28 protein-coding genes are annotated in these 23,597 nt (G+C 70.8%); 24 read left to right on the forward strand and 4 right to left on the reverse strand.

The window, feature by feature from the left end:
* Positions 1-8: 8 nt before the first annotated feature.
* From queD to glmU, 14 genes are all read left to right on the forward strand, one after another.
* Positions 9-371: a 6-carboxytetrahydropterin synthase QueD gene (queD, locus tag WAT24_RS01210; protein ID WP_336805981.1), complete on the forward strand. Its 363-nt coding sequence runs from the start codon at positions 9-11 to the stop codon at positions 369-371.
* Positions 372-491: 120 nt separating this feature from the next.
* Positions 492-875 (forward strand): phasin family protein, encoded by a 384-nt coding sequence (locus WAT24_RS01215; protein WP_336805982.1) that lies wholly within the window; start codon positions 492-494, stop codon positions 873-875.
* Between the two features lie 256 nt (positions 876-1,131).
* Entirely contained in the window at positions 1,132-1,497 is a 366-nt protein-coding gene (locus tag WAT24_RS01220; RefSeq protein ID WP_336805983.1) for a hypothetical protein, read from the forward strand.
* Between the two features lie 3 nt (positions 1,498-1,500).
* Positions 1,501-2,307, forward strand: coding sequence for a F0F1 ATP synthase subunit A (gene atpB / locus WAT24_RS01225; RefSeq protein ID WP_336805984.1), 807 nt, complete (start codon positions 1,501-1,503; stop codon positions 2,305-2,307).
* A 54-nt stretch (positions 2,308-2,361) separates the two neighbouring features.
* Positions 2,362-2,640 (forward strand): F0F1 ATP synthase subunit C, encoded by a 279-nt coding sequence (gene atpE, locus WAT24_RS01230; RefSeq protein ID WP_336805985.1) that lies wholly within the window; start codon positions 2,362-2,364, stop codon positions 2,638-2,640.
* 90 nt (positions 2,641-2,730) lie between these two features.
* Positions 2,731-3,201 (forward strand): F0F1 ATP synthase subunit B, encoded by a 471-nt coding sequence (locus WAT24_RS01235; protein ID WP_336805986.1) that lies wholly within the window; start codon positions 2,731-2,733, stop codon positions 3,199-3,201.
* A 2-nt stretch (positions 3,202-3,203) separates the two neighbouring features.
* A complete protein-coding gene (locus WAT24_RS01240) occupies positions 3,204-3,737 on the forward strand; it encodes a F0F1 ATP synthase subunit delta (RefSeq protein ID WP_336805987.1) in 534 nt (177 codons plus the stop codon).
* Positions 3,738-3,864: 127 nt separating this feature from the next.
* The gene (gene atpA, locus WAT24_RS01245) at positions 3,865-5,415 is read left to right on the forward strand and encodes a F0F1 ATP synthase subunit alpha (protein ID WP_336805988.1); all 1,551 of its coding nucleotides are present in this window, start codon (positions 3,865-3,867) and stop codon (positions 5,413-5,415) included.
* An 86-nt stretch (positions 5,416-5,501) separates the two neighbouring features.
* Entirely contained in the window at positions 5,502-6,419 is a 918-nt protein-coding gene (atpG, locus tag WAT24_RS01250; protein WP_336805989.1) for a F0F1 ATP synthase subunit gamma, read from the forward strand.
* A 123-nt stretch (positions 6,420-6,542) separates the two neighbouring features.
* Positions 6,543-7,976: a F0F1 ATP synthase subunit beta gene (gene atpD, locus WAT24_RS01255; RefSeq protein WP_336805990.1), complete on the forward strand. Its 1,434-nt coding sequence runs from the start codon at positions 6,543-6,545 to the stop codon at positions 7,974-7,976.
* Positions 7,977-8,033: 57 nt separating this feature from the next.
* Positions 8,034-8,462: a F0F1 ATP synthase subunit epsilon gene (locus tag WAT24_RS01260; protein ID WP_336805991.1), complete on the forward strand. Its 429-nt coding sequence runs from the start codon at positions 8,034-8,036 to the stop codon at positions 8,460-8,462.
* A 251-nt stretch (positions 8,463-8,713) separates the two neighbouring features.
* Positions 8,714-9,232: an energy transducer TonB gene (locus WAT24_RS01265; protein ID WP_336805992.1), complete on the forward strand. Its 519-nt coding sequence runs from the start codon at positions 8,714-8,716 to the stop codon at positions 9,230-9,232.
* A 71-nt stretch (positions 9,233-9,303) separates the two neighbouring features.
* The gene (locus WAT24_RS01270) at positions 9,304-10,386 is read left to right on the forward strand and encodes a DUF748 domain-containing protein (RefSeq protein ID WP_336805993.1); all 1,083 of its coding nucleotides are present in this window, start codon (positions 9,304-9,306) and stop codon (positions 10,384-10,386) included.
* 61 nt (positions 10,387-10,447) lie between these two features.
* Positions 10,448-11,824, forward strand: a complete 1,377-nt coding sequence (glmU, locus tag WAT24_RS01275) for a bifunctional UDP-N-acetylglucosamine diphosphorylase/glucosamine-1-phosphate N-acetyltransferase GlmU (RefSeq protein ID WP_336805994.1) — start codon at positions 10,448-10,450, stop codon at positions 11,822-11,824.
* Positions 11,825-11,955: 131 nt separating this feature from the next.
* On the opposite strand, the gene WAT24_RS01280 is transcribed toward glmU, so the two are convergent.
* Positions 11,956-12,948, reverse strand: coding sequence for a chorismate transformation FkbO/Hyg5 family protein (locus tag WAT24_RS01280; RefSeq protein ID WP_336805995.1), 993 nt, complete (start codon positions 12,946-12,948; stop codon positions 11,956-11,958).
* A gap of 92 nt (positions 12,949-13,040) precedes the next feature.
* On the opposite strand from WAT24_RS01280, the gene WAT24_RS01285 reads away from it, so the two are divergent.
* The 8 genes from WAT24_RS01285 (at position 13,041) to fabG (ending at position 19,401) form a co-directional block, all read left to right on the forward strand.
* On the forward strand, positions 13,041-13,310 hold the full coding sequence (locus WAT24_RS01285; RefSeq protein ID WP_336805996.1) for a phosphopantetheine-binding protein: 270 nt from the start codon (positions 13,041-13,043) through the stop codon (positions 13,308-13,310).
* A gap of 67 nt (positions 13,311-13,377) precedes the next feature.
* Positions 13,378-14,097 (forward strand): COG4648 family protein, encoded by a 720-nt coding sequence (locus WAT24_RS01290; protein ID WP_336805997.1) that lies wholly within the window; start codon positions 13,378-13,380, stop codon positions 14,095-14,097.
* Entirely contained in the window at positions 14,094-14,399 is a 306-nt protein-coding gene (locus tag WAT24_RS01295; RefSeq protein WP_336805998.1) for an ApeI family dehydratase, read from the forward strand. The genes WAT24_RS01290 and WAT24_RS01295 overlap by 4 nt, the downstream gene beginning before the upstream one ends.
* Positions 14,392-15,348 carry a lysophospholipid acyltransferase family protein gene (locus WAT24_RS01300; protein ID WP_336805999.1) on the forward strand — a complete coding sequence of 319 codons (957 nt, stop codon included), beginning with the start codon at positions 14,392-14,394 and terminating at the stop codon, positions 15,346-15,348. Before WAT24_RS01295 ends, WAT24_RS01300 begins: the two co-directional genes overlap by 8 nt.
* Entirely contained in the window at positions 15,293-15,910 is a 618-nt protein-coding gene (locus WAT24_RS01305; protein WP_336806000.1) for a LolA-related protein, read from the forward strand. Before WAT24_RS01300 ends, WAT24_RS01305 begins: the two co-directional genes overlap by 56 nt.
* 2 nt (positions 15,911-15,912) lie before the next feature.
* On the forward strand, positions 15,913-18,246 hold the full coding sequence (locus tag WAT24_RS01310; protein ID WP_336806001.1) for an MMPL family transporter: 2,334 nt from the start codon (positions 15,913-15,915) through the stop codon (positions 18,244-18,246).
* Complete coding sequence (locus tag WAT24_RS01315; RefSeq protein ID WP_336806002.1) at positions 18,230-18,667, forward strand: hotdog family protein; 438 nt, start codon at positions 18,230-18,232, stop codon at positions 18,665-18,667. Before WAT24_RS01310 ends, WAT24_RS01315 begins: the two co-directional genes overlap by 17 nt.
* Positions 18,664-19,401 carry a 3-oxoacyl-ACP reductase FabG gene (gene fabG / locus WAT24_RS01320; RefSeq protein WP_336806003.1) on the forward strand — a complete coding sequence of 246 codons (738 nt, stop codon included), beginning with the start codon at positions 18,664-18,666 and terminating at the stop codon, positions 19,399-19,401. Before WAT24_RS01315 ends, fabG begins: the two co-directional genes overlap by 4 nt.
* A gap of 78 nt (positions 19,402-19,479) precedes the next feature.
* On the opposite strand, the gene WAT24_RS01325 is transcribed toward fabG, so the two are convergent.
* Genes WAT24_RS01325 through WAT24_RS01335 form a run of 3 tightly spaced genes read right to left on the reverse strand, consistent with a single transcriptional unit; the run spans position 19,480 to position 22,273 of the window.
* Positions 19,480-20,277: a glycosyltransferase family 2 protein gene (locus tag WAT24_RS01325; RefSeq protein ID WP_336806004.1), complete on the reverse strand. Its 798-nt coding sequence runs from the start codon at positions 20,275-20,277 to the stop codon at positions 19,480-19,482.
* Positions 20,274-21,071, reverse strand: coding sequence for a beta-ketoacyl synthase chain length factor (locus tag WAT24_RS01330; protein ID WP_336806005.1), 798 nt, complete (start codon positions 21,069-21,071; stop codon positions 20,274-20,276). Before WAT24_RS01330 ends, WAT24_RS01325 begins: the two co-directional genes overlap by 4 nt.
* Positions 21,068-22,273: a beta-ketoacyl-[acyl-carrier-protein] synthase family protein gene (locus WAT24_RS01335; RefSeq protein ID WP_336806006.1), complete on the reverse strand. Its 1,206-nt coding sequence runs from the start codon at positions 22,271-22,273 to the stop codon at positions 21,068-21,070. The genes WAT24_RS01330 and WAT24_RS01335 overlap by 4 nt, the downstream gene beginning before the upstream one ends.
* Positions 22,274-22,423: 150 nt before the next feature.
* On the opposite strand from WAT24_RS01335, the gene WAT24_RS01340 reads away from it, so the two are divergent.
* Together WAT24_RS01340 and WAT24_RS01345 are read left to right on the forward strand one after the other, a co-directional pair.
* Positions 22,424-23,116: an ElyC/SanA/YdcF family protein gene (locus WAT24_RS01340; RefSeq protein WP_336806007.1), complete on the forward strand. Its 693-nt coding sequence runs from the start codon at positions 22,424-22,426 to the stop codon at positions 23,114-23,116.
* A gap of 283 nt (positions 23,117-23,399) precedes the next feature.
* A complete protein-coding gene (locus WAT24_RS01345; protein ID WP_336806008.1) occupies positions 23,400-23,591 on the forward strand; it encodes a hypothetical protein in 192 nt (63 codons plus the stop codon).
* Positions 23,592-23,597 lie beyond the last annotated feature (6 nt).

The following is a 23,597-nucleotide window of genomic DNA, read 5'->3' on the forward strand; positions in this document are numbered from 1 at the left end:
CGCCCGCCATGCACATCCACAAAGTTTTCCAGATCGAGGCGGCGCACCGGCTGCCCAACGTGCCTGCCGGCCACAAGTGCGCGCGTCTGCATGGCCATTCGTTCCGCATCGAGGTCCACGTGGAGGGCGAACCCGATCCGTCGCTGGGCTGGGTGATGGACTTCGCCGACATCAAGGCGGCCTTCGCGCCGCTGTTCGAGCAGCTGGACCACCGCTACCTCAACGAAGTCGAGGGGCTGGAGAACCCGACCAGCGAGATGCTGGCGCGCTGGATCTTCCGCCGTCTCCGATCGAGGCTGCCGGGACTGGACCGGGTGGTGGTGCACGAGACCTGTACCTCCGGCGCGAGCTGCGGCCGGAGCAGCTTCTGACGCGGTGCGACATGCCTCAGCGCGAGAACGCAGCACAGGATCGCCCGCATCTTGTTGCATTGCACAAAAACCGCTGCTAGACTGGCTCCACTCCAAAAAGCCGTCCGTGAGGGTCGTGCCATGACACAGCAGGTCAATCAGCAGGTTTTCGCCTACGCCAGGCAGTTCGCCGACAACGCCTTCAAGGCGCAGGCGGTTCTACTCAAGGGCTTCGAGCAGGCGGCCGGGCTGCAGTTCGGCGCGCTCGAGCGGCAGTCCCGTTCGGCGGCCGATTTCCTCGCCGCCGCGGCCGAGCTGCGTGACGCCGAGGGCTTCCGCGGCCTCTGGGACAAGGGCGTGGCACTGGGCCGTGCGCAGGCCGAGCAGGCCGTCGAGCTGACCCAGGAGCTGGTCGCCGTGGGCCGGCAGACCGCCGAGTCGCTCGGCGCGCTGGTCCAGCTGCAGCCGGCCGCGAACGACGCCCCGGCGTCGGCCGCCGCGCGCAAGACGGCAGCCGCCAAGTAAGGCAGCTGGCGCGCGCCTCCCTTCCCCTCCCCGGCGGAGGCGCCTTGCAGGGCCGGACGTTCCCGTCCGGCCCTTTTCTTTGCCCCTCGTGAAAGAACTTGCGCGCAATGGCAGCGGACGTCTGCGCCGCCACGACAAGATGTCGCAGCCGCTTCGGCTTGTCGCTGCAAACGCGCCGCTGATATACTTTTGCGGATTGGATCGTGGCCCGCAGCTGCAAGGGTGACGCCTGGTGCGAAACCGCGCGGGAACACACGTGCTCAACAGTCCTGCCTCCGGTCGCCGCCTGGCACTGCGCATCGTGATGCGGCAGGTCGGCGTGGCGGCACTGGTCGGCCTCGTCTTCCTGATGCAGGGGCGCCGCGAAGCCTTGGCGGCCCTTGCAGGCGCCCTCGTGGTGGCGCTGGGCAACGCGCTGCTTGGCGCGCGGGCCTTCGCCGGGACGTACGGGGCAGGCATGGCGCTGGGCCGGCTGCTGATGGGCATGGTCCTGAAGTGGATCGCGGTCATCGGGGGGATGGGCGTGATCCTGATCCAACTCAAATTGCCGCCGCCGGCCGCCATCACGGGGCTGGCGGCTGCTTACGCGGTCCATCTGCTGGCGTTCAGATTCAAGGGTTGACACATGGCAAGCGAGCCGCAGGGCGGTCTTACCGAATACATCTCCCATCACCTGAAGCATCTGACTCCGCATGTCAGTCCGGAGGGCTTCTGGGCGGTGCATCTGGACTCCGTGGCGGTCTCGCTGGTGCTCGGCGTGCTGTTCTGCCTGTGGTTCTGGCTCAAGGCGCGCAAGGCGACCGCCGGCGTGCCGGGCAAGGGCCAGGCCTTCGTCGAGATCGTGCTCGAGTTCGTCGACGGCCAGGTCAAGGACGTCTTCCACGGCGACCGTCGCATCCTCGGGCCGCTGGCGCTCACCGTGTTCGCCTGGGTCTTCCTGATGAACGCGATGGACCTGCTGCCGGTCGACCTGCTGCCCTGGATCACCGAGAAGTTCGGCCTCGGCCACTTCCGCGCCGTGCCGACCGCGGACGTCAACATGACCTTCGCGATGTCGCTGACGGTGCTGATCCTGATCGTCTTCTACAGCTTCAAGGCGAAGGGCTTCGGCGGCTACATGCACGAGATGTTCACCGCGCCGTTCGGCAAGCACCCGCTGCTGTGGATCCCCAACTTCGCGCTCAACGTGGTCGAGCTGCTGTCCAAGCCGGTGAGCCTGGCCATGCGACTGTTCGGCAACATGTACGCCGGCGAGCTGGTGTTCATGCTGATCGCGGGCCTGTTCAGCGCCGGCAGCTGGCTGCTCTACGGCATGGGCATCATCGGCTACACCGTGTGGGGCATCTTCCACGTCCTGATCATTTCGATCCAGGCGTTCATCTTCATGGTACTGACCGTCGTGTACATCTCGATGGCTCACGACCACCACTGATCCGCAATCCTTTTCAACCGAACACCCAAGCCTTTCTTTTCTGAGGAGACCGTCGTGGAAGCAATCGTTCAAATCGCGCAAGTCCAGGGTTTCACCGCCATCGCGCTGGGCCTGATCATCGGCCTGGGCGCCCTCGGCGCCTGTATCGGTATCGGTGTGATGGGTTCGAAGTTCCTCGAGGCGGCCGCCCGCCAGCCTGAACTGGTCCCGCTGCTGCAGGGCCGCATGTTCCTGCTCGCCGGCCTGATCGACGCGGCGTTCCTGATCGGCGTGGCGCTGGCGATGTACTTCGCGGTGGCCAACCCGCTGCTGGCCAGTCTGGCGGCGAAGTAAGACGAGGCGGCGCTCCGGCGCCGCTTGCCCCTGCGGGCGCCATGCCGGCGCCCGTATCCGTACCACCCCGCATTCACAGGTAAGGCAGCGATGGATTTCAACGCGACCCTGATTGGCGAAATGATCGCCTTCGCCATCCTGATCTGGTTCTGCGTCCAGTTCATCTGGCCGCACATCAACAAGGCCATCGAAGAGCGCCAGCTCAAGATCGCCGAGGGTCTGGACGCGGCCGAGCGCGCACGCGCGGAGCTGCGCGAGGCCGACAACAAGGTCGCGTCCGAGATCAAGGTGGCCCGCCAGCAGGCGGCCGAGATCATCGACCGTGCCCAGCAGCAGGCCAACCAGATCCTGGACAAGGCCCGCGCCGACGCCATCGCCGAGATCAACCGGCTGAAGGCGAGCGCCCAGGACGACATCGCCTCGATGGCGCAGCGCGCCCGTGACGAGTTGCGCGAGAAGGTCGGCGCGCTCGCCGTGCAGGGCGCGGCCAAGATCGTGCAGCGCGAGATCGACCCGGCAGCGCACAAGGCGCTGCTCGACCAGCTCGCCGCCGAGATCTGACCATGGCCCAGGCAATCACCCTCGCCCGCCCGTACGCGCGTGCCGCGTTCGAGCTGGCGCGCGACAACGGCGCCCTCGGCGACTGGTCGCAGGCGTTCACCTTCGCCGCTGCGGTGGCGAAGGAGCCGCGCGTGGCCGCGCTGGTCGGCGATCCGCGCGCGCAGCCTGCCGAGCTGGTGGCGCTGCACCTGCCGCAGGGCATGGCCGCGGATGCCCCGTTCGCGCTTTTCCTGCGTACGCTGGCCGACAAGCGACGCCTGGCCCTGCTGCCGGAAGTGGCCGAGCTTTACGAGTACTACAAGCGCGAAGCCGGCGCGCAGCTGAAGGTCAAGGTGACCAGCGCGATGGCGCTGGACGCCGCCCAGGCCGAGCAGCTGAAGGCGTCGCTCAAGCGCCGCTTCCAGCGCGAGATCGAGCTGGAGACCCGCGTCGATCCGGCGCTGCTCGGCGGCGTGGTGATCGACACCGGCAGCGAAGTGATCGACGGTTCCGTGCGCGGCCGCCTGCAGCGGCTGGCCACGGTGCTGACACACTGATCCACGCGCGGCGCGCGCCGCGAAAGCAGCGCCGGCCACCGAGGCGGGCGCTGAAAAATCCGGAGAGCGAAACCGGCCGCATGGCCGGGCTCTCGAAAAAAGCATTCCCAAATTCAGGAAAGCGACCATGTCCAGCACCACTTTGAACCCGTCCGAGATCAGCGAGCTGATCAAGACCCGCATCGAGCAGTTCAAGCTCGGCGCGGAGGCCCGTAACGAGGGCACGATCATCAGCGTGTCCGACGGCATCGTGCGCATCCACGGCCTGGCCGACGTGATGCAGGGCGAAATGATCGAGCTGCCGGGCAACGCCTACGCGCTCGCGCTGAACCTCGAGCGCGACTCGGTCGGCGCGGTGGTGCTGGGCGAGTACCAGCACCTGAAGGAAGGCGACACCGCCAAGACCACCGGGCGCATCCTCGAGGTGCCGGTCGGTCCGGAAATGCTCGGCCGCGTCGTCGACGCGCTGGGCAACCCGATCGACGGCAAGGGCCCGATCAACGCCAAGAAGACCTCGCCGATCGAGAAGGTCGCGCCGGGCGTGGTGTGGCGCAAGTCGGTCGACCAGCCGGTGCAGACCGGCTACAAGGCGATCGACTCGATGATCCCGATCGGACGCGGCCAGCGCGAGCTGATCATCGGCGACCGCCAGACCGGCAAGACCGCGGTGGCGATCGACACGATCATCAACCAGCGCGACTCGGGCATCTTCTGCATCTACGTGGCGATCGGCCAGAAGCGCTCGTCGATCGCCAACGTGGTGCGCAAGCTCGAGGAGCACGGTGCGCTGGCCAACACCATCGTGGTGGTCGCCTCCGCCTCCGAGTCGGCCGCGCTGCAGTACATCGCGCCGTACGCCGGCTGCGCCATGGGCGAATACTTCCGGGACCGCGGCCAGGACGCGCTGATCATCTACGACGACCTGTCCAAGCAGGCCGTGGCCTACCGCCAGATCTCGCTGCTGCTCAAGCGTCCGCCGGGCCGCGAAGCCTACCCGGGCGACGTGTTCTACCTGCACTCGCGCCTGCTCGAGCGCGCCGCGCGCGTCAACGAGGCCTACGTCGAGAAGGAGACCAACGGCGAGGTCAAGGGCAAGACCGGCTCGCTCACCGCGCTGCCGATCATCGAGACCCAGGCCGGCGACGTGTCCGCATTCGTGCCGACCAACGTGATCTCGATCACCGACGGCCAGATCTTCCTGGAGACCGACCTGTTCAACGCCGGCATCCGCCCGGCCGTGAACGCCGGTATCTCGGTGTCGCGCGTGGGTGGTGCGGCGCAGACCAAGATCGTCAAGAAGCTCTCCGGCGGCGTGAAGCTGTCGCTGGCGCAGTTCCGCGAGCTGGCCGCGTTCGCGCAGTTCGCCTCGGACCTGGACCCGGCCACCCGCGCCCAGCTCGACCGCGGCCAGCGCGTGACCGAGCTGATGAAGCAGAAGCAGTACGCACCGCTGTCGATCGCCGAGCTCGCGCTGTCGGTGTACGCCGCCGAGAAGGGCTACCTCGACGACCTGCCGGTCGCCCAGGTGCTGCCGTTCGAGAAGGGCCTGCACGCGTTCTTCCACCAGAACCACGAAGAGCTGATGAAGAAGATCGTGGCCACGGGCGACTGGAACAACGAGATCGAGGCGGCCTTCAAGAGCGGCCTGGACGAGTACAAGAAGACCGGTTCCTGGTGAACCCGCCGGTGGGCCTGCGGGCCCGCCGCGCACGTCGAAGGCGGGCGCCGGCCCGCCCTACGCAGGTCGAACCCGAGAGCAGACAGATGGCAAGCGGACGCGAAATCAAAACCAAGATCAAGAGCACGCAGAACATGCGCAAGGTGACGCGCGCGCTCGAGATGGTCTCGGCCTCGAAGATCCGCAAGGCACAGGACCTGATGAAGGCCTCGCGCCCCTACGCGCGGATGATGCGCCGGGTGATCGCGCACGTGGCGCAGGCCAACACCGACTTCAAGCATCCGTTCCTCGTCGAGCGCGAGAACGTCGCCCGCGTGGCGTTCGTGGTGATCTCCACCGACCGCGGCCTGTGCGGCGGCCTGAACTCCAACCTGTTCCGTCGCGTGCTGCCGGCGATCCGCCAGTGGCAGGAGCAGAACGTGCAGGTGGACGTGGTCGCCATCGGCCAGAAGGCGATCCAGTTCTTCCGCCGCATCAAGGGCATCAACCTGGTGGGCAGCGTGAGCCACCTGGGCGAGCGCCCCAAGCTGGAGCAGCTGGTCGGCGTGATCAAGGTGGTGCTGGACGCCTACATGGCCAACGGCCTGGACCGTGTCTTCCTGGCCTACAACGACTTCGTCAATACCATGACGCAGAAGCCGATGGTCGACGCGCTGCTGCCGCTGCCGCTGGTGGCCGCCGAGCTGGCCGCGCAGCAGTCCTCGGGCGACTCGGCCTACGCCGGCATCACGCTGGAGCAGACCCACGACTGGGATTACATCTACGAACCGGACGCCGCCGCCGTGCTCGAGCACGTGCTCGGCCGCTACGTCGAATCGGTGGTGTACCAGGGCGTGCTGGAGAACCTCGCCAGCGAGCACGCGGCGCGCATGGTGGCGATGAAGGCCGCCTCGGACAACGCCAACAAGGTGATCGCCGAGCTGACGCTGAGCTACAACAAGGCGCGCCAGGCCGCGATCACCCAGGAAATCTCGGAGATCGTGGGCGGCGCCGCGGCTGTATAAGTGCGGTCATCCATGACCGCGAGGCACGATCAAAAGTGGCCATCCATGGCCGCACTCTGAACAAGAGCGACGCTTCGGCGGCGCTGTGACGAAAACTCGAAAGAATCCATCCGGAGCACATCCATGAGCCAGGGCAAAGTTGTTCAGATCATCGGCGCGGTCATCGACGTCGAGTTCGCGCGCGATCAGGTGCCGCAGGTGTACGACGCGCTGAAGATCGACGGCACCGACATCACGCTGGAAGTGCAGCAGGTGCTCGGCGACGGCGTGGTGCGCACGATCGCGCTGGGCTCCACCGAAGGCCTGCGCCGCGGCCTGGTCGCGCGCAACACCGGCGAGGGCATCAAGGTGCCGGTCGGCACCGCCACGCTGGGCCGCATCATGGACGTGCTCGGCAACCCGATCGACGAGGTCGGCCCGATCAACGCCGAGGACCACTGGGTCATCCACCGCGAAGCGCCGTCCTACGACGAGCAGGCCGCGGCCAACGAGCTGCTGGAAACCGGCATCAAGGTGATCGACCTGGTCTGCCCGTTCGCCAAGGGCGGCAAGATCGGCCTGTTCGGCGGCGCCGGCGTGGGCAAGACCGTGAACATGCTGGAGCTGATCAACAACATCGCGACCCAGCATTCGGGCCTGTCGGTGTTCGCCGGCGTGGGCGAGCGCACCCGCGAGGGCAACGACTTCTACCACGAGATGCAGGACGCGGGCGTGGTCAAGCTCGACAACCTGCCCGAGTCGAAGGTGGCGATGGTCTACGGCCAGATGAACGAGCCGCCGGGCAACCGCCTGCGCGTAGCGCTCACGGGCCTCACCATGGCCGAGTATTTCCGCGACCAGAAGGACGCGTCGGGCAAGGGCAAGGACGTGCTGCTGTTCGTCGACAACATCTATCGCTACACGCTGGCCGGTACCGAGGTGTCCGCGCTGCTCGGCCGCATGCCCTCCGCGGTGGGCTACCAGCCGACGCTGGCCGAGGAGATGGGCGTGCTGCAGGAGCGCATCACCTCCACCAAGACCGGTTCGATCACTTCGATCCAGGCCGTGTACGTGCCCGCGGACGACCTGACCGACCCGTCGCCGGCGACCACCTTCGCGCATCTGGACGCGACCGTGGTGCTCAGCCGCAACATCGCCGCGCTCGGCATCTACCCGGCGGTGGACCCGCTGGACTCGACCAGCCGTCAGCTCGATCCGAACGTGATCGGCGCCGAGCACTACGACGTCGCCCGCCGCGTGCAGGGCACGCTGCAGCGCTACAAGGAGCTCAAGGACATCATCGCGATCCTCGGCATGGACGAGCTGTCCGAGGAGGACAAGCAGGTGGTGTCGCGCGCGCGCAAGTGCGAGCGCTTCTTCAGCCAGCCCTTCCACGTGGCCGAGGTGTTCACCGGCGCGCCGGGCAAGTACGTGTCGCTGAAGGAGACCATCCGCGGCTTCAAGATGATCGTGGACGGCGAAGTCGACCACCTGCCGGAGCAGGCATTCTACATGGTCGGCGGCATCGACGAGGCGATCAAGAAGGGCGAGGAGATGGCCGCCAAGAAGGCTGCCTGATCCCGCGGCGGGCCGATGCCGCCCGCCTCCCCCCGCCGAGCAGAACGAGACACACCTATGGCAACCACCCTCCGCGTCGAAGTCGTCAGTGCCGAAGCCGAGATCTACTCGGGCGAGGCCACGATGGTCGTCGCCACCGGCGACCAGGGCGAGCTCGGCATCACGCCGCGCCACGCGCCGCTGATCACCCGCCTGAAGCCCGGCAAGGTCATCGTGACCGAGACCAGCGGCGAGAAGGTCGACATCTCGGTGACCGGCGGCGGCATCCTGGAAGTGCAGCCGCACGCGGTCACGGTGCTCGCCGACACCGCGATCCGTTCCGAGGACATCGACGAGGCCGCCGCGCTGGCCGCCAAGAAGGAAGCCGAGGACGCCCTGGCCAACCGGTCCGACGCCATCGACGTGGCCGAGGCCCAGGCCAAGCTGGTCGCCGCACTGACCCAGCTGCAGGCGCTGGAGCGCCTGCGTCGCAACCTCAAGCACTGACGGCCACCCGGCCCGAAGCAAGACGCCGGCCTCGCGCCGGCGTTTTTTTGCGTGCGTGTAGCGGCCGGCGCAGGAGCGACCGGCCCGCGGGTGGCCGAGAGCCCGGATCTGGCCGGACGCTGCCGGTGCCGTCCGGCGGCTGCGACGCTCCCTCGCCGCAGTTCCCCGAAAGGTTCCGTGCGCCAGGCCGGTTTGCCGTTTCCGGCGCCACCGGGCTAGGCTGCCGTGCGCCCCCGAGAAAGGACTCGCCGATGACTCGCGCCCCCGCCCTGCTTGCCACCGCCGCCCTGCTGGCCGGTTGTGCCCACACCACGCCGAAGCAGGCCCCGGCCCAGGGCGTCGGATCGGCCAGCTACCGCACCATCGAAGGCGCCGGGCTGGCGCACTACCAGCTGGCGATGGGCCAGATCGCCATGGGGGCGACGCCCGAAGCGCACGACCCGCCCGCCTATCCCGAGGCCATGCTCGCCACCTGCCCGGCGCAGGTCGACCTGCCCGCGCGGGTGATCGTGAGCGAGCAGGGCACCGTCAGCGAGGTGCGCATGGATCCCCCACCCGCGCAGCGGCCGTTCGCCGAGGCGGTGCGGCGGGCGGTACGGGGCTGGCGCTACACGCCGCTCGCCATCACCCGCTGGGCCGCCGACGCCGACGGTGACAGCCACCCGGTGGACAGCGAGACCAAGCCGTTCAGCCTCGACTACGTCTTCACCTTCCGTTGCGAGCACGGCCGCGCCAGCGTGTCTTCCGCCGCGGCAAAACCTTCGCCCTAGCGCCGACCCTGAACGCCAAGCCCACGCCCGGCTGCCTAGACTCGGCCCGGCTGGACTGCCTGGAGCGCGTCATGAAACCCGCCTACCGCCGTACCCTGATCGGCGTACTGGTCGTCCTCGCGCTGCTGGTCGTGGCGCGGCTGGTACTGCCGTACGTGCTGAAGGACTACCTCAACCGCAAGATGGACCGCATGGGCGACTACCATGGGCAGATCGCCGACATCGACGTGCACCTGTGGCGCGGCGCCTACAGCATCGCGGGGCTGCGCATCGAGAAGGTCGACGGCAAGGTGCCGGTGCCGTTCTTCGCCGCGGCCACCACCGACATCGCGCTGAGCTGGCGGGCACTGAGCCACGGCACGGTACGCGGCCGGGTCGAGTTCGACCGCGCCAGCCTGAACTTCGTCGACGGTCAGGACAAGGGACCGAGCCAGACCGGCACCGGTGTCGACTGGCGCCAGAAGCTGGAGATGCTGCTGCCGATCCGGCTGGACGAGGTCACCGTGCGCGACAGCAAGGTGACCTTCCACAACTTCGTCTCCCACCCCAAGGTGGACCTCGCCATGACCGACGTCGATGCCACCGTGATCAACCTCACCAACGCCGATCGCAGCCAGGGTCGGCGGGTGGCCGATCTCGACGCGACCGCCCGGGTCCTGGGCGAGGCGCCGCTGATGGCCAAGGCCCGCTTCGATCCGCTGGACAAGCGCCTGCAGGACTTCACCTTCATCCTGCGCGTGAGCGAGATCCAGCTCAAGCGCCTCAACGACCTGGCGCGCGCCTACGCCAAGCTCGACTTCGCCGGCGGCCACGGCACGTTCGTGATGCAGCTGGAAGCACGCGACGGCCAGCTCGACGGCTACGCCAAGCCGCTGCTGTACGACGTGCAGATCTTCAGCTGGAAGCAGGACGTCGAGGAGGAAGGCAAGAATCCCCTGCGCGTGGCGTGGGAGGCGGTCGCGCAGGCGGTCACCGCGCTGTTCAAGAACCAGGCCAAGGACCAGTTCGCCACTCGCGTGCCGATCAGCGGCCGCATCGACGACAAGGACCTGGGCACCTGGTCCGCGGTCGTCAACGTCCTGCGCAACGCCTTCGTCAAGGCGTACACGCCGCAGCTGGAGAACCTGCAGCCGGCACCGGAGAAGCGGGACTGACCGGTCCGCTTCACGGTCGCACTGCTATCCTCCCGCCGTTCCCCGCCAGATCCGGTGTCCGATGCCAGTTGCGTCCCTGCATGTCGTGATCCTCGCCGCCGGCGAGGGCAAGCGGATGAGATCCCGCAAGCCCAAGGTCCTGATGCCGCTGGCCGGCCGACCGCTGCTGGCGCATGTGCTGGCGACCGCGCGCGCGCTGCGGCCGGCGGCGATCCACGTGGTGCATGGCCACGCCGGCGAGCAGGTGCGCGCCGCCTTCGCCGACCAGACGGACCTCGTGTGGGTCGAACAGGCCGAGCGGCTCGGCACCGGCCATGCCGTGGGCCATGCGCTGGAAGGGATCCCGGAACCGGCGCGCATGCTGGTGCTCTACGGCGACGTGCCGCTGCTGCGCGCCGCCACGCTCGAACCGCTGGTCGCCGCCGAAGGGCTGGCACTGCTCGCCACCGTCATGGCCGACCCGTACGGCTACGGCCGCGTGCTGCGCGATGCCGAAGGGCGCGTGGTGGGCGTGGTCGAGGAGAAGGACGCCGACGCCGCCGAGCGTGCGATCCGGCTGGTCAACACCGGCATCCTCGCCGCCGACGCCGGCGCCCTGCGCGGCTGGATCGCGCGGCTGGACCGCAACAACGCGCAGGGCGAGTACTACCTCACCGACGTCTTCGCGATGGCCGCGGCCGAAGGCCGGCCGGCCGTGTGCGTGGAGTGCGACGACCCGGTCGAGGCCGCCGGTGCCAACGACCCGCTGCAGCTCGCCGAGCTGGAGGACCACCATCGCCGGCGCGCGGTGCGCGAGCTGCAGCGTGCCGGCGTGCGCGTGGTCGACCCGCGCCGGCTGGAGCTGCGTGGCACGCTGCACGCGGGCAGCGACGTCGAGCTGGACATCGACGTGGTGCTCGAGGGTGACGTGCGCCTCGGCGACGACGTGCGCATCGGCCCGTTCGTGCGCCTGAAGGACGTGCAACTGGCCGCCGGCACCGTGGTGCACGCGCACTGCGACCTGGAGGGCGTGGTCACTCACGGCCCCTGCCTGATCGGGCCGTTCGCGCGCCTGCGTCCCGGCACCGAACTGGCCGCCGGCGTGCACATCGGCAACTTCGTCGAGACCAAGCAGGCGCGCCTGGGCGAAGGCAGCAAGGCCAACCACCTGACCTACCTGGGCGACGCCCGCATCGGCGCGGGGGTCAACGTCGGCGCCGGCACCATCACCTGCAACTACGACGGCGCCAACAAGCACCTCACGCAGATCGGCGATGGTGCCTTCATCGGTTCCAACAGCGCGCTGGTCGCGCCGGTGACGATCGGCGCCAACGCCACCATCGGCGCCGGCTCGGTGATCACCAAGAACGCCCCCGAGGGCGAGCTCACCCTGGCGCGCGGGCGGCAGCAGACCGTGCCGGGCTACAAGCGCCCCACCAAGAAACCCAAACCCGCGTGATCCGGATGCCCCGGCCGACTGCGAGGCAGCGGCAGGTGCGGGCCTGCTCGTGACGCTCCTCGTCGTTCGGCGATCCTGCAAACCGCAGGATCGCGAGCAAGCTCGCGCCTACCGCGGCTCGACGCACCGCCTCAGGCGTAGCGCCAGCCGTCGATCTCGACCAGCAGTTCGCGACGGCAGATGTCTCCGTGCAGCAGCAGCACCGGCACACCGGGCAGGCGCCGGGCCAGGAAGTCGCGCACGAAGGCCGCGTCGGCGGGATGGCGGACGTAGGCCTTCAGCGGCGACTGCGTGTCGAAGCCCGGCGCCAGCCCGGCGCAGGCCAGCAGCGCCTCGAGGTTGGTGAGGGTCTCCTCCAGTTGCGCGTGCAGGTCGTCCTGGTGCGCGGAGGCATGCCCCACCACCGCCGCGGTGCCGGAGATCGCCAGCGCATCCCGCGCCGGCAACAGCATGGCGCGGGCGAAGCTGGGCGGCGTACGGCCGTACTGGCGCGGGTAACGCCAGGCGCTCACCTGGCGCGGGTTCTCGACCCGTGCGCCGGGCTGGTCGCAGGCGAGCAGATACACCTGCAGGCGGCCCGCCGGCCCGTGGTGGCCGATCGCGGTGGCGGCCGGGAAGCCTTCGGCGAAACGATTGCCCATGCCGGCGGCGCGGCCCTCGCAGAAACGCTTGTAGCGCTCCCCGTCGCCCTCGCCCTCGTTGATCGCGTCGAGGTAGTTCCACACGCGCAGCACGTGGCGCTCGGCGCGCCCGGCCAGCACCTCGCGGAGTTGTTCGTAGGCCTCCTGTGCGGTGCCGCGCGGGTCCCCGCGGGGGCCTTCGTCCCGTTCGATCGAGGCGAATAGCCAGCCGCCGCCGGCCGCCCAGCGCACCGCACCGGTGCGCCCGTGCTCGACCGTGGCATCGACCTGCCAGACCTCCAGCGGCGCCGGCGCGTCGAAGCACTCCAGCGCCACGTCGAGGCAGCGGGGATCGTCGCCCACCCGTGCTCCGGCACCGAAACCGAGCACCGCCAGCGTGCCCGCCTCGGCCAGCACCGCGGCGGCCTCGCCGTTGCGGTAGGCGATCCGCGGCGCGCGGCGCAGCAGCGGTTCGGCGAGCGCGTTTTCACAACCCTGCATCATGCATCGCAACCAGGAGCACAAGGGACGCTATGTTACACTCCGTGCCCGCTGCCGCCGGGGGGAGGCAACACGAGTGGGGTACGGAATCGCGCATGGCAGAACAGACCGCGGCGCAGCACGAGCTGGCCACCTTGATCGTCCAGAGCCTGAACCTGGAGACGGTCGCACCCGAGCAGATCGATCCGGAGGCCCCCTTGTTCGGCGGCGAGCTGGGACTGGATTCCATCGACGCCCTGGAGATCGCGCTGGCCGTGTCCAAGCGCTACGGCTTCCAGCTGCGCTCGGACAACCCGGACAACCGGCGCATCTTCACCAGCCTGGCCACGCTCTCGGAGCACATCGAGCAGCATCGGGCCGCCTGAACCGGCGCCACGGCGCACTGACGCTTTCGACAGGCGCCAGCGCGGATCATCGTCTCGTCGAGTCCTGATGCACGCGCACGTCATGTCCCATGCCCGGCGCGCCCGTGGGCGCGCGTTGCCCCTGCTGCTGGCCTATCCGCTGCTGGCGATCGCCGGTGCCTTGACCCATCGGCAGGCATTCTCGCTGGCCGCCATCGTGCTGCTGCTGAGCCTGCTGCTGTGGCCGGCGCTGCGCACGGGACGACCGGTACCGTGGCTGCTGTGGCTGGGCCTGCTGGCCGGGCTGGCCTGGCTGGCGCTGCACGGGCTGGTAGTGCTGGCGCTGGATGCGGTGCCGGTCCTCGTCAACCTGCTGCTGGCGTGGTTGTTCGGCCGTACCCTGCGCGCCGGGGCGCAGCCGCTGGTGGCGCGCTTCATCGAGGCGATCGAGGGCACGCCGCGGCTCGCCATGCCCGGCATCGCGCGCTATGCGCGCCAGCTCACCTGGTTCTGGACCGTGCTGCTCGGCGTGCAGGGCATCGTGCTGGCGGGCCTGCTGCTGTGCGAGGTGCCGGGCGGCGTGCTCGCCGCGCTGGGCCACCGCCCCCCATGGCCGTTGCCGGCCGGCTGGGTACAGGGCTACGTGCATGCCGGCGGCTATGCGCTGATCGTCGCCGCCTTCGTGCTGGAATACTTGTTCCGCCGCTGGCACCTGCGCCACCTGCCGCACCTGGCCCTGCCCGTGCTGCTGCACCGCCTGGCGCTACGCTGGCCGCACCTGATCCGCAGCCGGGACGGCGCCCGATGACCACGCCCGTCTACCGTGCCAGTTTCCGCTTCCAGGCCGACCACCCCAGCCTGCCCGGCCACTTCCCGGGCCGCCCGCTGGTGGCCGGCGTGCTGCTGCTGGAGCAGGTGGCGCAGGCGCTGCGCACCTGGCGCGGCGAACGGCTGGCCCACGTGCGGGAGGCGAAGTTCCTGGCCCCGCTGCGCCCCGGGGAAGCGGCCGAGCTGCAGTTGACGCCGGCCGGCGCGCAGGTACGCTTCGAAATCCGCCGCGAGGGCGTCCTGCTCGCGCGCGGCCTGGTCGAGGGAGCGACGCATGAGTGACCACTGGCAGAGCCGGCCCGAGGGGGGCGGACGTTTCGCGTTGTGGCTGATCCGCAACATCGCGCTGTACGGCGGGCGGCGTTTCGGTCGGCTGTTCCTGTATCCGATCACGCTGTACTTCTACCTGCGCCGCGCGCCGGAACGCACCGCCTCGCGCGCCTACCTCACGCGGGTGTTCGGGCGGCGCGCCACCGCCTGGCAGGTGATGAAGCACATCCACTGCTTCGCCGCCACGATCATGGACCGGATCTTCCTGCTCGCCCACGGCGAGAAGAACTTCGAGTTCGAGACGGTGGGTCTGGACCTGCTCGACGAGCGCCTGGCGCAGGGCCGCGGCGTACTGCTGTTCGGCTCGCACCAGGGCAGCTTCGAAGCCTTGCGCGCGATCGGCGCGCGCCGGCCGCAGATGCCGCTGCGCGTGCTGCTGGACAAGCAGAAGACACCGGCGATGACCGAACTGCTCGAAGCGCTGGCACCGGAAGTGGGCGCCTGCGTGATCGATGCCTCGCAGGACGGCACCTCGATCACCCTGGCGATCGCCGAGGCCTGCCAGCAGGGCGCGCTGGTCGCGCTGCTGGCCGACCGCGGGCGCAGCCACGAGGTGCTGCGCCACGCCGAGTTCCTCGGCCAGCCGGCACCGTTTCCGGTCGGGCCGTGGTTGCTGGCGCAATCGCTCAAGGTGCCGGTGGTGCTGTGCTTCGGCCTGTACCTGGGCGGACGCCGCTACCGGCTGATCTTCGAGCCGTTCGCCGACCAGGTCGAGATTCCGCGGCACAACCGGGGGCCGGCGCTGGACGCGCTCATCGGCCGTTACGCCCAGCGGCTGGAGCATTATGTCCACGTCGCGCCCTACAACTGGTTCAACTTCTATGACTTCTGGCAGCAAGACCGGCATGCTCCTGTGCAGCCTGATCCTGAGCTGGTCGGCGGCCGCGTCGTCGGCACCTGATGCCACCGGCGAGCTGATCGCCGCCCTGGGCCGGCCCGCGCCGGCGCGCACCGCCTTCGCCGAGGCGCGCTTCATGCAGGTGCTGGAGCGCCCGCTGGTGGTCTCCGGCGAACTGGCCTGGCTCGGCGGCGACACGCTCGAGCGGCACGTGACCCGGCCACACGAGGAGACCGCGCGCATCGCCGGCGGCGAGGTCACCCAGCAGCGAGCCGGCAAGAGCGCGCGCAGCTTTTCGCTCGAGCGCGCACCGCAGCTGCGGGTGCTGGTGGACAGCTTCGTCGCCCTGCTCGGCGGCGACGCCGGCCGCCTGCGCAAGGCCTTCGCGATCGCCCGTCGCGGCGACGCCGCGGGCGCCTGGACGCTTACCCTGACCCCGCGCGACGTGGACGTGGCGCGCACCGTGGCCAGCATCCGCATCGACGGGCAGGGCCGCGAGGCCCGCTGCATGTGGATGCAGGAGGCCGACGGCGACGTCGCCGTGGACCTGCTCGGGCCGCTCGCGGCGAGGATGCCGGACGCGCCTACCCGCGAATCGCTCGCCACGCTGTGCCGGGGCGGATAGGCATGCGCACCGGGGTGCGTGTCGCGCTGCTGGCGGCCTGGCTGCTGGCGCTGGCCGGACTCGGCTGGCTGGTCGTGCAGCGGCTGCAGGCCAGCAGCGACCTGCGCAGCTTCATGCCGGCGCCGACCACGCCGGACCAGCGCCTGCTGATGGAGCAGGTCGGCGAAGGCCCCGGCTCGCGGCTGCTGCTGGTCGCCCTCGGCGGCAAGCCGGAGGCCACCCTGGCCGGGTTGAGCCGCGGTCTGGTCGCCCGGCTCTCCGCGGATCCGCGCTACACCCAGGTGGTCAACGGCAGCTTCGACCTCGGCACGCTGGATACCAGGCTGCTCCCCTACCGCTACCTGCTCTCGCCGACGCTGGACAGGCAGCCGCTGGACGAGGCCTATCTGGCCGACCAGCTGCAGCAGCGCCTGGACGACCTGTCCTCGCCGGCGGCGAGCCTGCTCGAGGGCCTGTTGCCGCGCGACCCGACGCTGGAGACGCTCGCCCTGGCCCGGCGCTGGGCCCCGCCGCGCGCGCCACGGGTGCGCGAGGGCGTGTGGTTCTCGCCGCAGGGCGAGGCACTGCTGCTGGTGCAGACGCGCGCGGCCGGTTTCGATCCGGAGGCGCAGCGTCAGGCGATCGCCGGCATCGAGCAGGCGTTCCGCGCGCTGCCGGGCAGCGCCGGTGCCACGCTGGTGCTGTCCGGCCCGGGCTACTTCAGCGTGGTGGCCAGCGCGCAGACGCGCACCCAGGCGGACTGGATCGGGCGCATCTCCACGGTCGGCTTCGTCCTGCTGCTGCTGCTCGCCTACCGCAGCGTCGCCTCGCTGCTGCTGGCCGCGCTGCCGGTCGCCAGCGGCGCACTGGCCGGCATCGCCGCGCTCACCCTGGTCTACCCGCAGGTGCACGGCATCACCCTCGCGTTCGGCTTCACCCTGCTCGGCGTGGCGCAGGAGTATCCCATCCGTGTACTCAGCCATCGCCGCGCCGGCGAGGACGCGGTGCGCAGCGTGCGCGACCTGTGGCCGCTGCTGCTCACCGCGATCGCCTCGGCCTGCATCGCCTACCTGGCCTTCTACGCCTCCGGCGTGAACGGCCTGCAGCAGCTGGCGGTGTTCACCATCACCGGCCTGCTCGCCGCCGGCTTCAGCACGCGCTACCTGCTGCCGCACCTGCTGCCGGCCCACGCGCGCGACGTCGCCGGCATGCCCTGGCTGGTGCGCGCGCGCCGCTTCGTGGACCGGCTGCCGCGTCCCCGCTGGATCGCGCCGCTGGTGGCGGTGCTGGCCGCCGTGCTGCTGGCGATCGCGCCCGGCCGCTTCTGGCAGAACGACCTGGCCGCGCTGACCCCGCTGCCGGCCGATCTGCTGCAGCGGGACGCGCGCCTGCGCGCCGCCCTGGGCGCGCCGGACGTGCGTTACCTGCTGGTGATCGAGGCGCCCACCGCGCAAGGCGTGCTGGAGCGTTCCGAGCGCCTGGAGCCGCAGGTCGATGCGCTGGTCGCGCGCGGGGCAGCCGACGCGATCGAACTGCCGTCGCGCTACCTGCCCAGCGCGGCGACCCAGCGCGAGCGCCAACGCCGGCTGCCCGACCGCGCCACGCTGGAACGCGCGCTGGCCCAGGCCAGCGCCGGCCTGCCGTTCCGTCCCGACCTGTTCGCGCCGTTCGTGGCGGACGTGGAAGCGGCGCGCACGCTCCGGCCGCTCACCCCGCAGGCGTTCGCCGCCAGCCCACTGGGCCAGCGGCTGGCCGCGATGCTGGTCCGGCGCGAAGGCCACTGGCTGGGCCTGGGCACGGTCAGCGGCCTGCGCGACGTGGCGGCGTTGCGCGCGCTGGCGCAGGGCAGCGGCGGCGCGGTGCGGCTGCTCGATCTCAAGCAGGCGTCCGAATCGCTGGTGGCCGCCTACCGTACCCGCATCCTGCAGGCGCTGGCCGGCGCCGCACTGCTGCTGGTGCTGACCATCAGCCTGTCGCTGCGCAGCCTGCGCCGGGCATGGCACGTGCTGGCGCCGATGACCCTCGCCACCTTCCTGGTGCTGGCGGTCGAGCGCGTCGCCGGCGTGGAGATCTCGCTGTTCCATCTGGTCGCGCTGATCCTGGCTGGTGGCCTGGGCCTGCATTACGCGCTGTTCTTCGAGCGCGACACCGGCGACCCGGCCGAGCAGCGACGCACGCTGCACGCGACCCTGGTCTGCGTGCTCTCGGCGCTGCTGGTGTTCGGCATGCTGGCTTGGGCGAGCATTCCCGTACTGCGCGCGATCGGGCTCACCGTGAGCCTGGGCGTGGCCTTCCACTTCTGTCTTTCCATCCTGATGGCACCGCACGCGCGCGACGGACATGTTGTACAAGAGTGACTGGGCCCACCTCGTTCCCCACGCCGGCGGCATGTGCCTGCTCGACGCGGTGCTCGCCTGGGACGAGGCCACCATCCATGCCACGAGCGAAGGGCACCGCCGCGCCGACCACCCGCTGCGCGGTGTCGGCGGCCTGCACGCGGTGCACCTGGCCGAGTACGGTGCGCAGGCAATGGCCGTGCACGGCGCACTGCGCGCCCGCGCGCGCGGCGTCGAGGCGGCGCGTCCGGGCATGCTGGTGAGCCTGCGCGATGTCGTGCTGGCGGTCGAGTACGTGCCAGGCGACGGACGTCTGGACGTCCATGCCGAATGCCTCTACGCCGACCCGGGCGGCGCCCAGTACGCGTTCCGCATCGAGCAGGCCGGGCGCGAGCTCGCCAGCGGACGCGCCGCCGTGATCCATCCGGAGAGTCCGACATGAGTTCCGTACCCAGCCCGCGCCGCGCCCTGGTCACCGGTGGCAGCGGCGACCTCGGCGGCGCCATCTGCCGCGCACTGGCCGAGGCCGGCTACCAGGTGACCGTGCACGCCAACCGTGCCGTGGCCCGCGCCGAGGAAGTGGCCGGGTCGATCCGCGCCGCGGGCGGGTGGGCGCAGGCGGTGGCCTTCGACGTGACCGACGAGACGGCCACCCGCGCGGCGCTCGAGGCGTTGCTCGCCGACGGCGCGATCCACGCCGTGGTCAACAATGCCGGCGTGCACGACGACGCGCCGATGGCGGGCATGAACGCCGCGCAATGGCGGCACGTGATCGAGGTCTCGCTCAACGGCTTCTTCCACGTCACCCAGCCGCTGTTGCTGCCGATGGCGCGCGCACGCTTCGGCCGCGTGGTGGCGGTCGGCTCGGTCAGCGCACAGCTGGGCAATCGCGGCCAAGCGAACTATGCGGCCGCCAAGGCCGGCCTGCACGGCGCGGTGAAGTCGCTCGCGCGCGAGATGGCTTCACGCGGCATCACCGCCAACGTGGTGGCGCCCGGGGTGATCGAGGGCCGCATGATCGGCGAGAACTTTCCGCCCGAACGCCTCCGCGAGCTGGTGCCCGCGCAGCGGGCGGGCCGGCCGGAAGAGGTCGCCGCGCTGGTGGCCTTCCTCTGCTCCGAGGCCGCCGGCTACATCACCGGGCAGGTGATCGGCGTCAACGGCGGCATGGCCTGAGCCTTGCGCGCGCCGCGCAGGCGGCACCTCTGCCGGGTGCCGGGGGCGCCGCGCGGCGTGGGTGGCGCGAAGCGCGCCTCAGCGGGCCGCGCCCGCCGGCTCGCCGGCCTCGATCGCGAGCAGGCCCTCGTCGTCGATCACCAGCGGCGGGGTGTCGTGCGAGCGGCGGTAGCTGGCGATGATGCGGCCGTAGTGCACGACGCGGCCGAAGGTGTAGGTGGTGATGCGCACCACGTCGCGCACCGGGCTGAAGTGGCTGAGCCGGAAGTTGCCGTGGTAGCGCGAGGCGATCGGCACGGAGACCACGCCCAGGCCTTTCTCGCGGCAGGCGGCGATCAGGATCGCCGCCTCGAACACGAAGTTCTCCGCCGGCAGGTCGACCAGCTCCAGCGCCGCGCGCGGGTACCAGCGCTGGCCGCTCTGCGTGTCGGCCACCGGAAGGCCGCAGCCCCAGGAGATGCCCCAGTCGGCCACGGCGTTGGCGCGGCGGCGGCTCTTGGGTTGCTGCTCGCGGTCCAGCAGGCGCGCGCCGATCACGATGTGGTCGGGGTAGCGCTGCGCCGCGGCGACGATGCGCGGGATGTCGCTGGCCAGGTGCTGGCCGTCGCCGTCCATCGTGACGACCGCGTCGAAACCCTGGCGCAGCGCCTCGCGGAAGCCGTGCCGCAAGGCCTCGCCCTTGCCGCGCCGCTGCGGGTGGCGCAGCAGGGTGACCGGCAGCGCGCCGACGATCTCGGGCGTGCGGTCGTCGGAACCGTCGTCGACCACGATCACCGGCACGTTGAGCGCCAGCGCCGAGGTCACCACCTGTTCGATCGCCGCCTCCTCGTTGAGGCAGGGGATCAGCACGCACCAGCGCGGCAGGTTCGGGTTCACGCGCGTTCCTCCCAGTGGACGTCCATGCCGAGCGAAGCGGCGGCCATCAGCCTGCAGCGGCCGGTGCCCTGCGCGAGCAGGGCCAGCAGCGGCAGCGCTGCGGCCGACGGGCTGGCCTCCAGCCAGGCGGGCGGCACCGCCGCGGCAGCCGAAGCACCGGCGATGCTACCCGGGCAAAGGTGCAGATCAAGTCGGCCCAGCGTGGAGCCGGCGGCCTCGGGCGTGAGCACCAGGGCGCTGGCGAAGGGTGCCGTGCAGCCGGTCACCTCGGCCAGCGGGCCGCTACCGGCGATGTCGGCGCAGACCAGCAGCACCGCCCGGCCATCCGCCACCGCGAGCGCGGCCGCCTCCAGCAGGCCGGCGCCGAAGCTGGCGCGCTGCGCGCAGACCGCGTTGGAGGGCGCGTGGCAGCCGGTGGCGATGGTCCAGTAGCCCGCCGGCGCGTTGTGCACGGAGTTGTGGAAACGCGTGGGCGAGAGCTCGGCCGGCACGGTGGCGAGCGTGGCGCACATGTAGTCGGTGATCGCCTGGTCGCCGTGGGAGGAGGCGAACACGCAGGCCAGCGTCGCGGCATCGAAGCCGCTCATCGCGACCGCCTGGCCGGCCACCTCGGCGGCGAGCAACACGCTTTCCGGGGCGCGGCGGCGCTCGCCGGCCGGCAGCACGGCCGCCGGTGGGCGGCCCGCGGGGGGCGTCGTGGCCTCGCCCCGGAGCGCCGCGCGCAGCGCCGCGAAATCCGCCAGGGCGGGGGACCACACGCCGACGCCGGCGACGTGGACGCTCACGCCGCTCATGCGCCGGCCTCCCCGCGGGCGAAGGCCAGGCAGGCGTTGTTGCCGCCGAAGCCGAAGGAATTGCTGAGCGCCACCCGGACGGGGCGGGCTTCGTTGCGCCAGGCGAACTGCGGTCCGCAGGCCGGATCCGGATCGGTGCCGCCGAGGTTGCCCGGCACCAGGTCGTGCTCGAGCGCCAGCAACGCGATCGCCGCCTCGACGATCCCGGCCGCGCCCAGCGTGTGCCCGGTGAAGCCCTTGGTGCTGCTGGCGCGCGTGGAGGGCGGGAAGACGCGCGCGATGAGCGCGGCCTCCACCTCGTCGTTCTTCTGGCTGGCGGTGCCGTGCAGGTTGATGTAGTCGACCTGGGCCGGCTCCAGCGCCGCGCGCGCCAGGGCGTCGCGCAGCGCCAGCTCGGCGCCCAGGCCTTGCGGATGCGGGGTGGACATGTGGTGCGCGTCGCTGGCCTCGCCGTAGCCGAGCAGACGGGGCGCCGCCGGCGCGGCGTCGATGCGTTCCAGCAGGGCGAAGCCGGCCGCCTCGCCGATCGAGATGCCGTCGCGGGCGCGGTCGAACGGACGGCAGGGCGTACGCGACACCAGCTCCAGCGCGTTGAAGCCGAACAGCACGCTGTCGCACAGCGTGTCCACGCCGCCCACCACCGCGGCGTCGGCCAGGCCGAGCCGGATCAGCCGTTCGGCGCTGGCGAACACCTTGGCACTGGAGGAGCAGGCGGTGGAGACGGTGAGGCAGGGGCCCTCCAGCGCCAGCGCCTCGGCGACGAAGCCGGCCAGCGAGTGCGGCGCGTGGATCGGCGGGCGCAGCATGTCGTCCGGCAGCCCGCCGTCCGGGTCGAGCCGGCGATAGGCCTCCTCGGTGGCGCCGATGCTGGCGGTGGAGGTGCCCAGCAGCAGTGCGATGCGCGCCTTGCCGTAGCGCGTGCGTGCCGCCGCCACGGCATCGAGGAAGCCGTCCTGGTTCAGGCCCAGCCAGGCCAGCCGGTTGTTGCGGCACTCCCAGCGGGCGAAGGCCGGGGGCAGCGCGGCCTGCTCCACGCCGTCCACGCGGCCGATCCAGCAGGCCAGCGGGGCGCTGCTGAAGTCGTTGGCGCGCAGGCCGCTGCGGGCCTGCTCCAGGGCCGCGCTGTGCGCCGCCAGGCCGTGCCCGAGGGCGGAGCTGGCGGTGAACGCGGAGACGGCGAGCGGGACGATCGGTTCGGGCATCGAATCAGCCTAGCGGTGCGGTGCGGGCTTGCCTAGCCTGGTACCGCCGTCCGCACCCGCCGGTTCATCTAGTTGACGGCCGCGTGCACGATTGCGGCGGCGGCGGCCGCTGCGCACACTGGTGGTTTGTCCCCGCCGGGTGCCTGCCCCGTGTCCCGCCCCGCACGAACTCCCTGGCGTTACCTCGGCGACCGCGACGTGCTGCACGCGGCGGCGGTGACCCTGCTCGCGGTGCTGCTGAGCGGCGGACTGGTGTGGCTGGGCTACCTGCTGCACGTGGTCTGGATCGCGTGGCGCACGCCCTCGGCGCTTTGCGAACGCCAGGTGCTGCTGGTGTTCGGCCGCCGGTTGGCCGTGGACCGGCCCGAGCGCGACTACCGCGCGCGCCTGGCGCGTGCACGGGCGCTGATCCGGTCCGGACAGGTGAGGCAGGTGCTGTTGCTGGGCGGATGCAGCGGCGGGCGGGTCAGCGAGGCCGAGGCTGGCTACGCCTGGCTGGCACGGCGCGGCCTGCCTGCCGCGGTCGAGGTGGTGCTGGAACAGGACTCGGTCGATTCGCTGGAGAACCTGCGCCATGCGCGCGACCTGCTCCGCGGCGCGAGCACCGGTGCGCTGCCGCCGGTGGCCTTGCTGACCAGCCGCTACCACCTGGCGCGCTGCCTGTTGCTGGCGCGGCGGCTCGGCTTCGAGGGTCGCCCGGTGGCGGCCGAACGCGCGCTGCCGTGCACGCCGCGCTACCTGGTCCGGCTGCTGCGCGAGGCGGCCTACCTGATGTGGATCGACCTGGGCGTGCGCTGGGCACGGTTGGTCGGGCTCGGGCGCATGGCCGAACGGATCAGCTGACCGGTTGCATCCGGCGTACACGGGGGGGCGGACTCCGGCAGCCACGAGACGCGGCGTCACGACATAGGACGTCCCGTTCCCGTCTCCTGCCGGTGTTGCTCCCCCTGCTGCTGTTGACGATGGCCTTCCGGCAGTCGCCGCTGGTCGATCCGGAGCCGATCGCCGTGCCCGCCGGCCTGAACGGTGCAGGTCGACAAGGCCGTCCGTGCCGCCCTGATCGGCCGGGGCTGGACGGTCACCGGCGAAGCGCCCGGCATCGTGCACGCAGCCCCAGTCGCGACGAATGGGTGGCGAACATAAGGTCGACTACGGCACCGCCAAGGTGCAGATCCGCTACGTGGACAGCAAGAACCTCAAGTACGCGGTCAAGCGCGATAGCACCCGCCTGATCCATTCCAACTACATGGGCTGGATGAAGTTCCTGTCCGGCGACATCGGCCGCAATCTCGAGCTCATCTCGGCCACGGTCAGCTGATGGCAG

Source organism: Fulvimonas yonginensis, from assembly GCF_037137055.1.
GTDB classification, from domain to species: domain Bacteria; phylum Pseudomonadota; class Gammaproteobacteria; order Xanthomonadales; family Rhodanobacteraceae; genus Frateuria_A; species Frateuria_A yonginensis.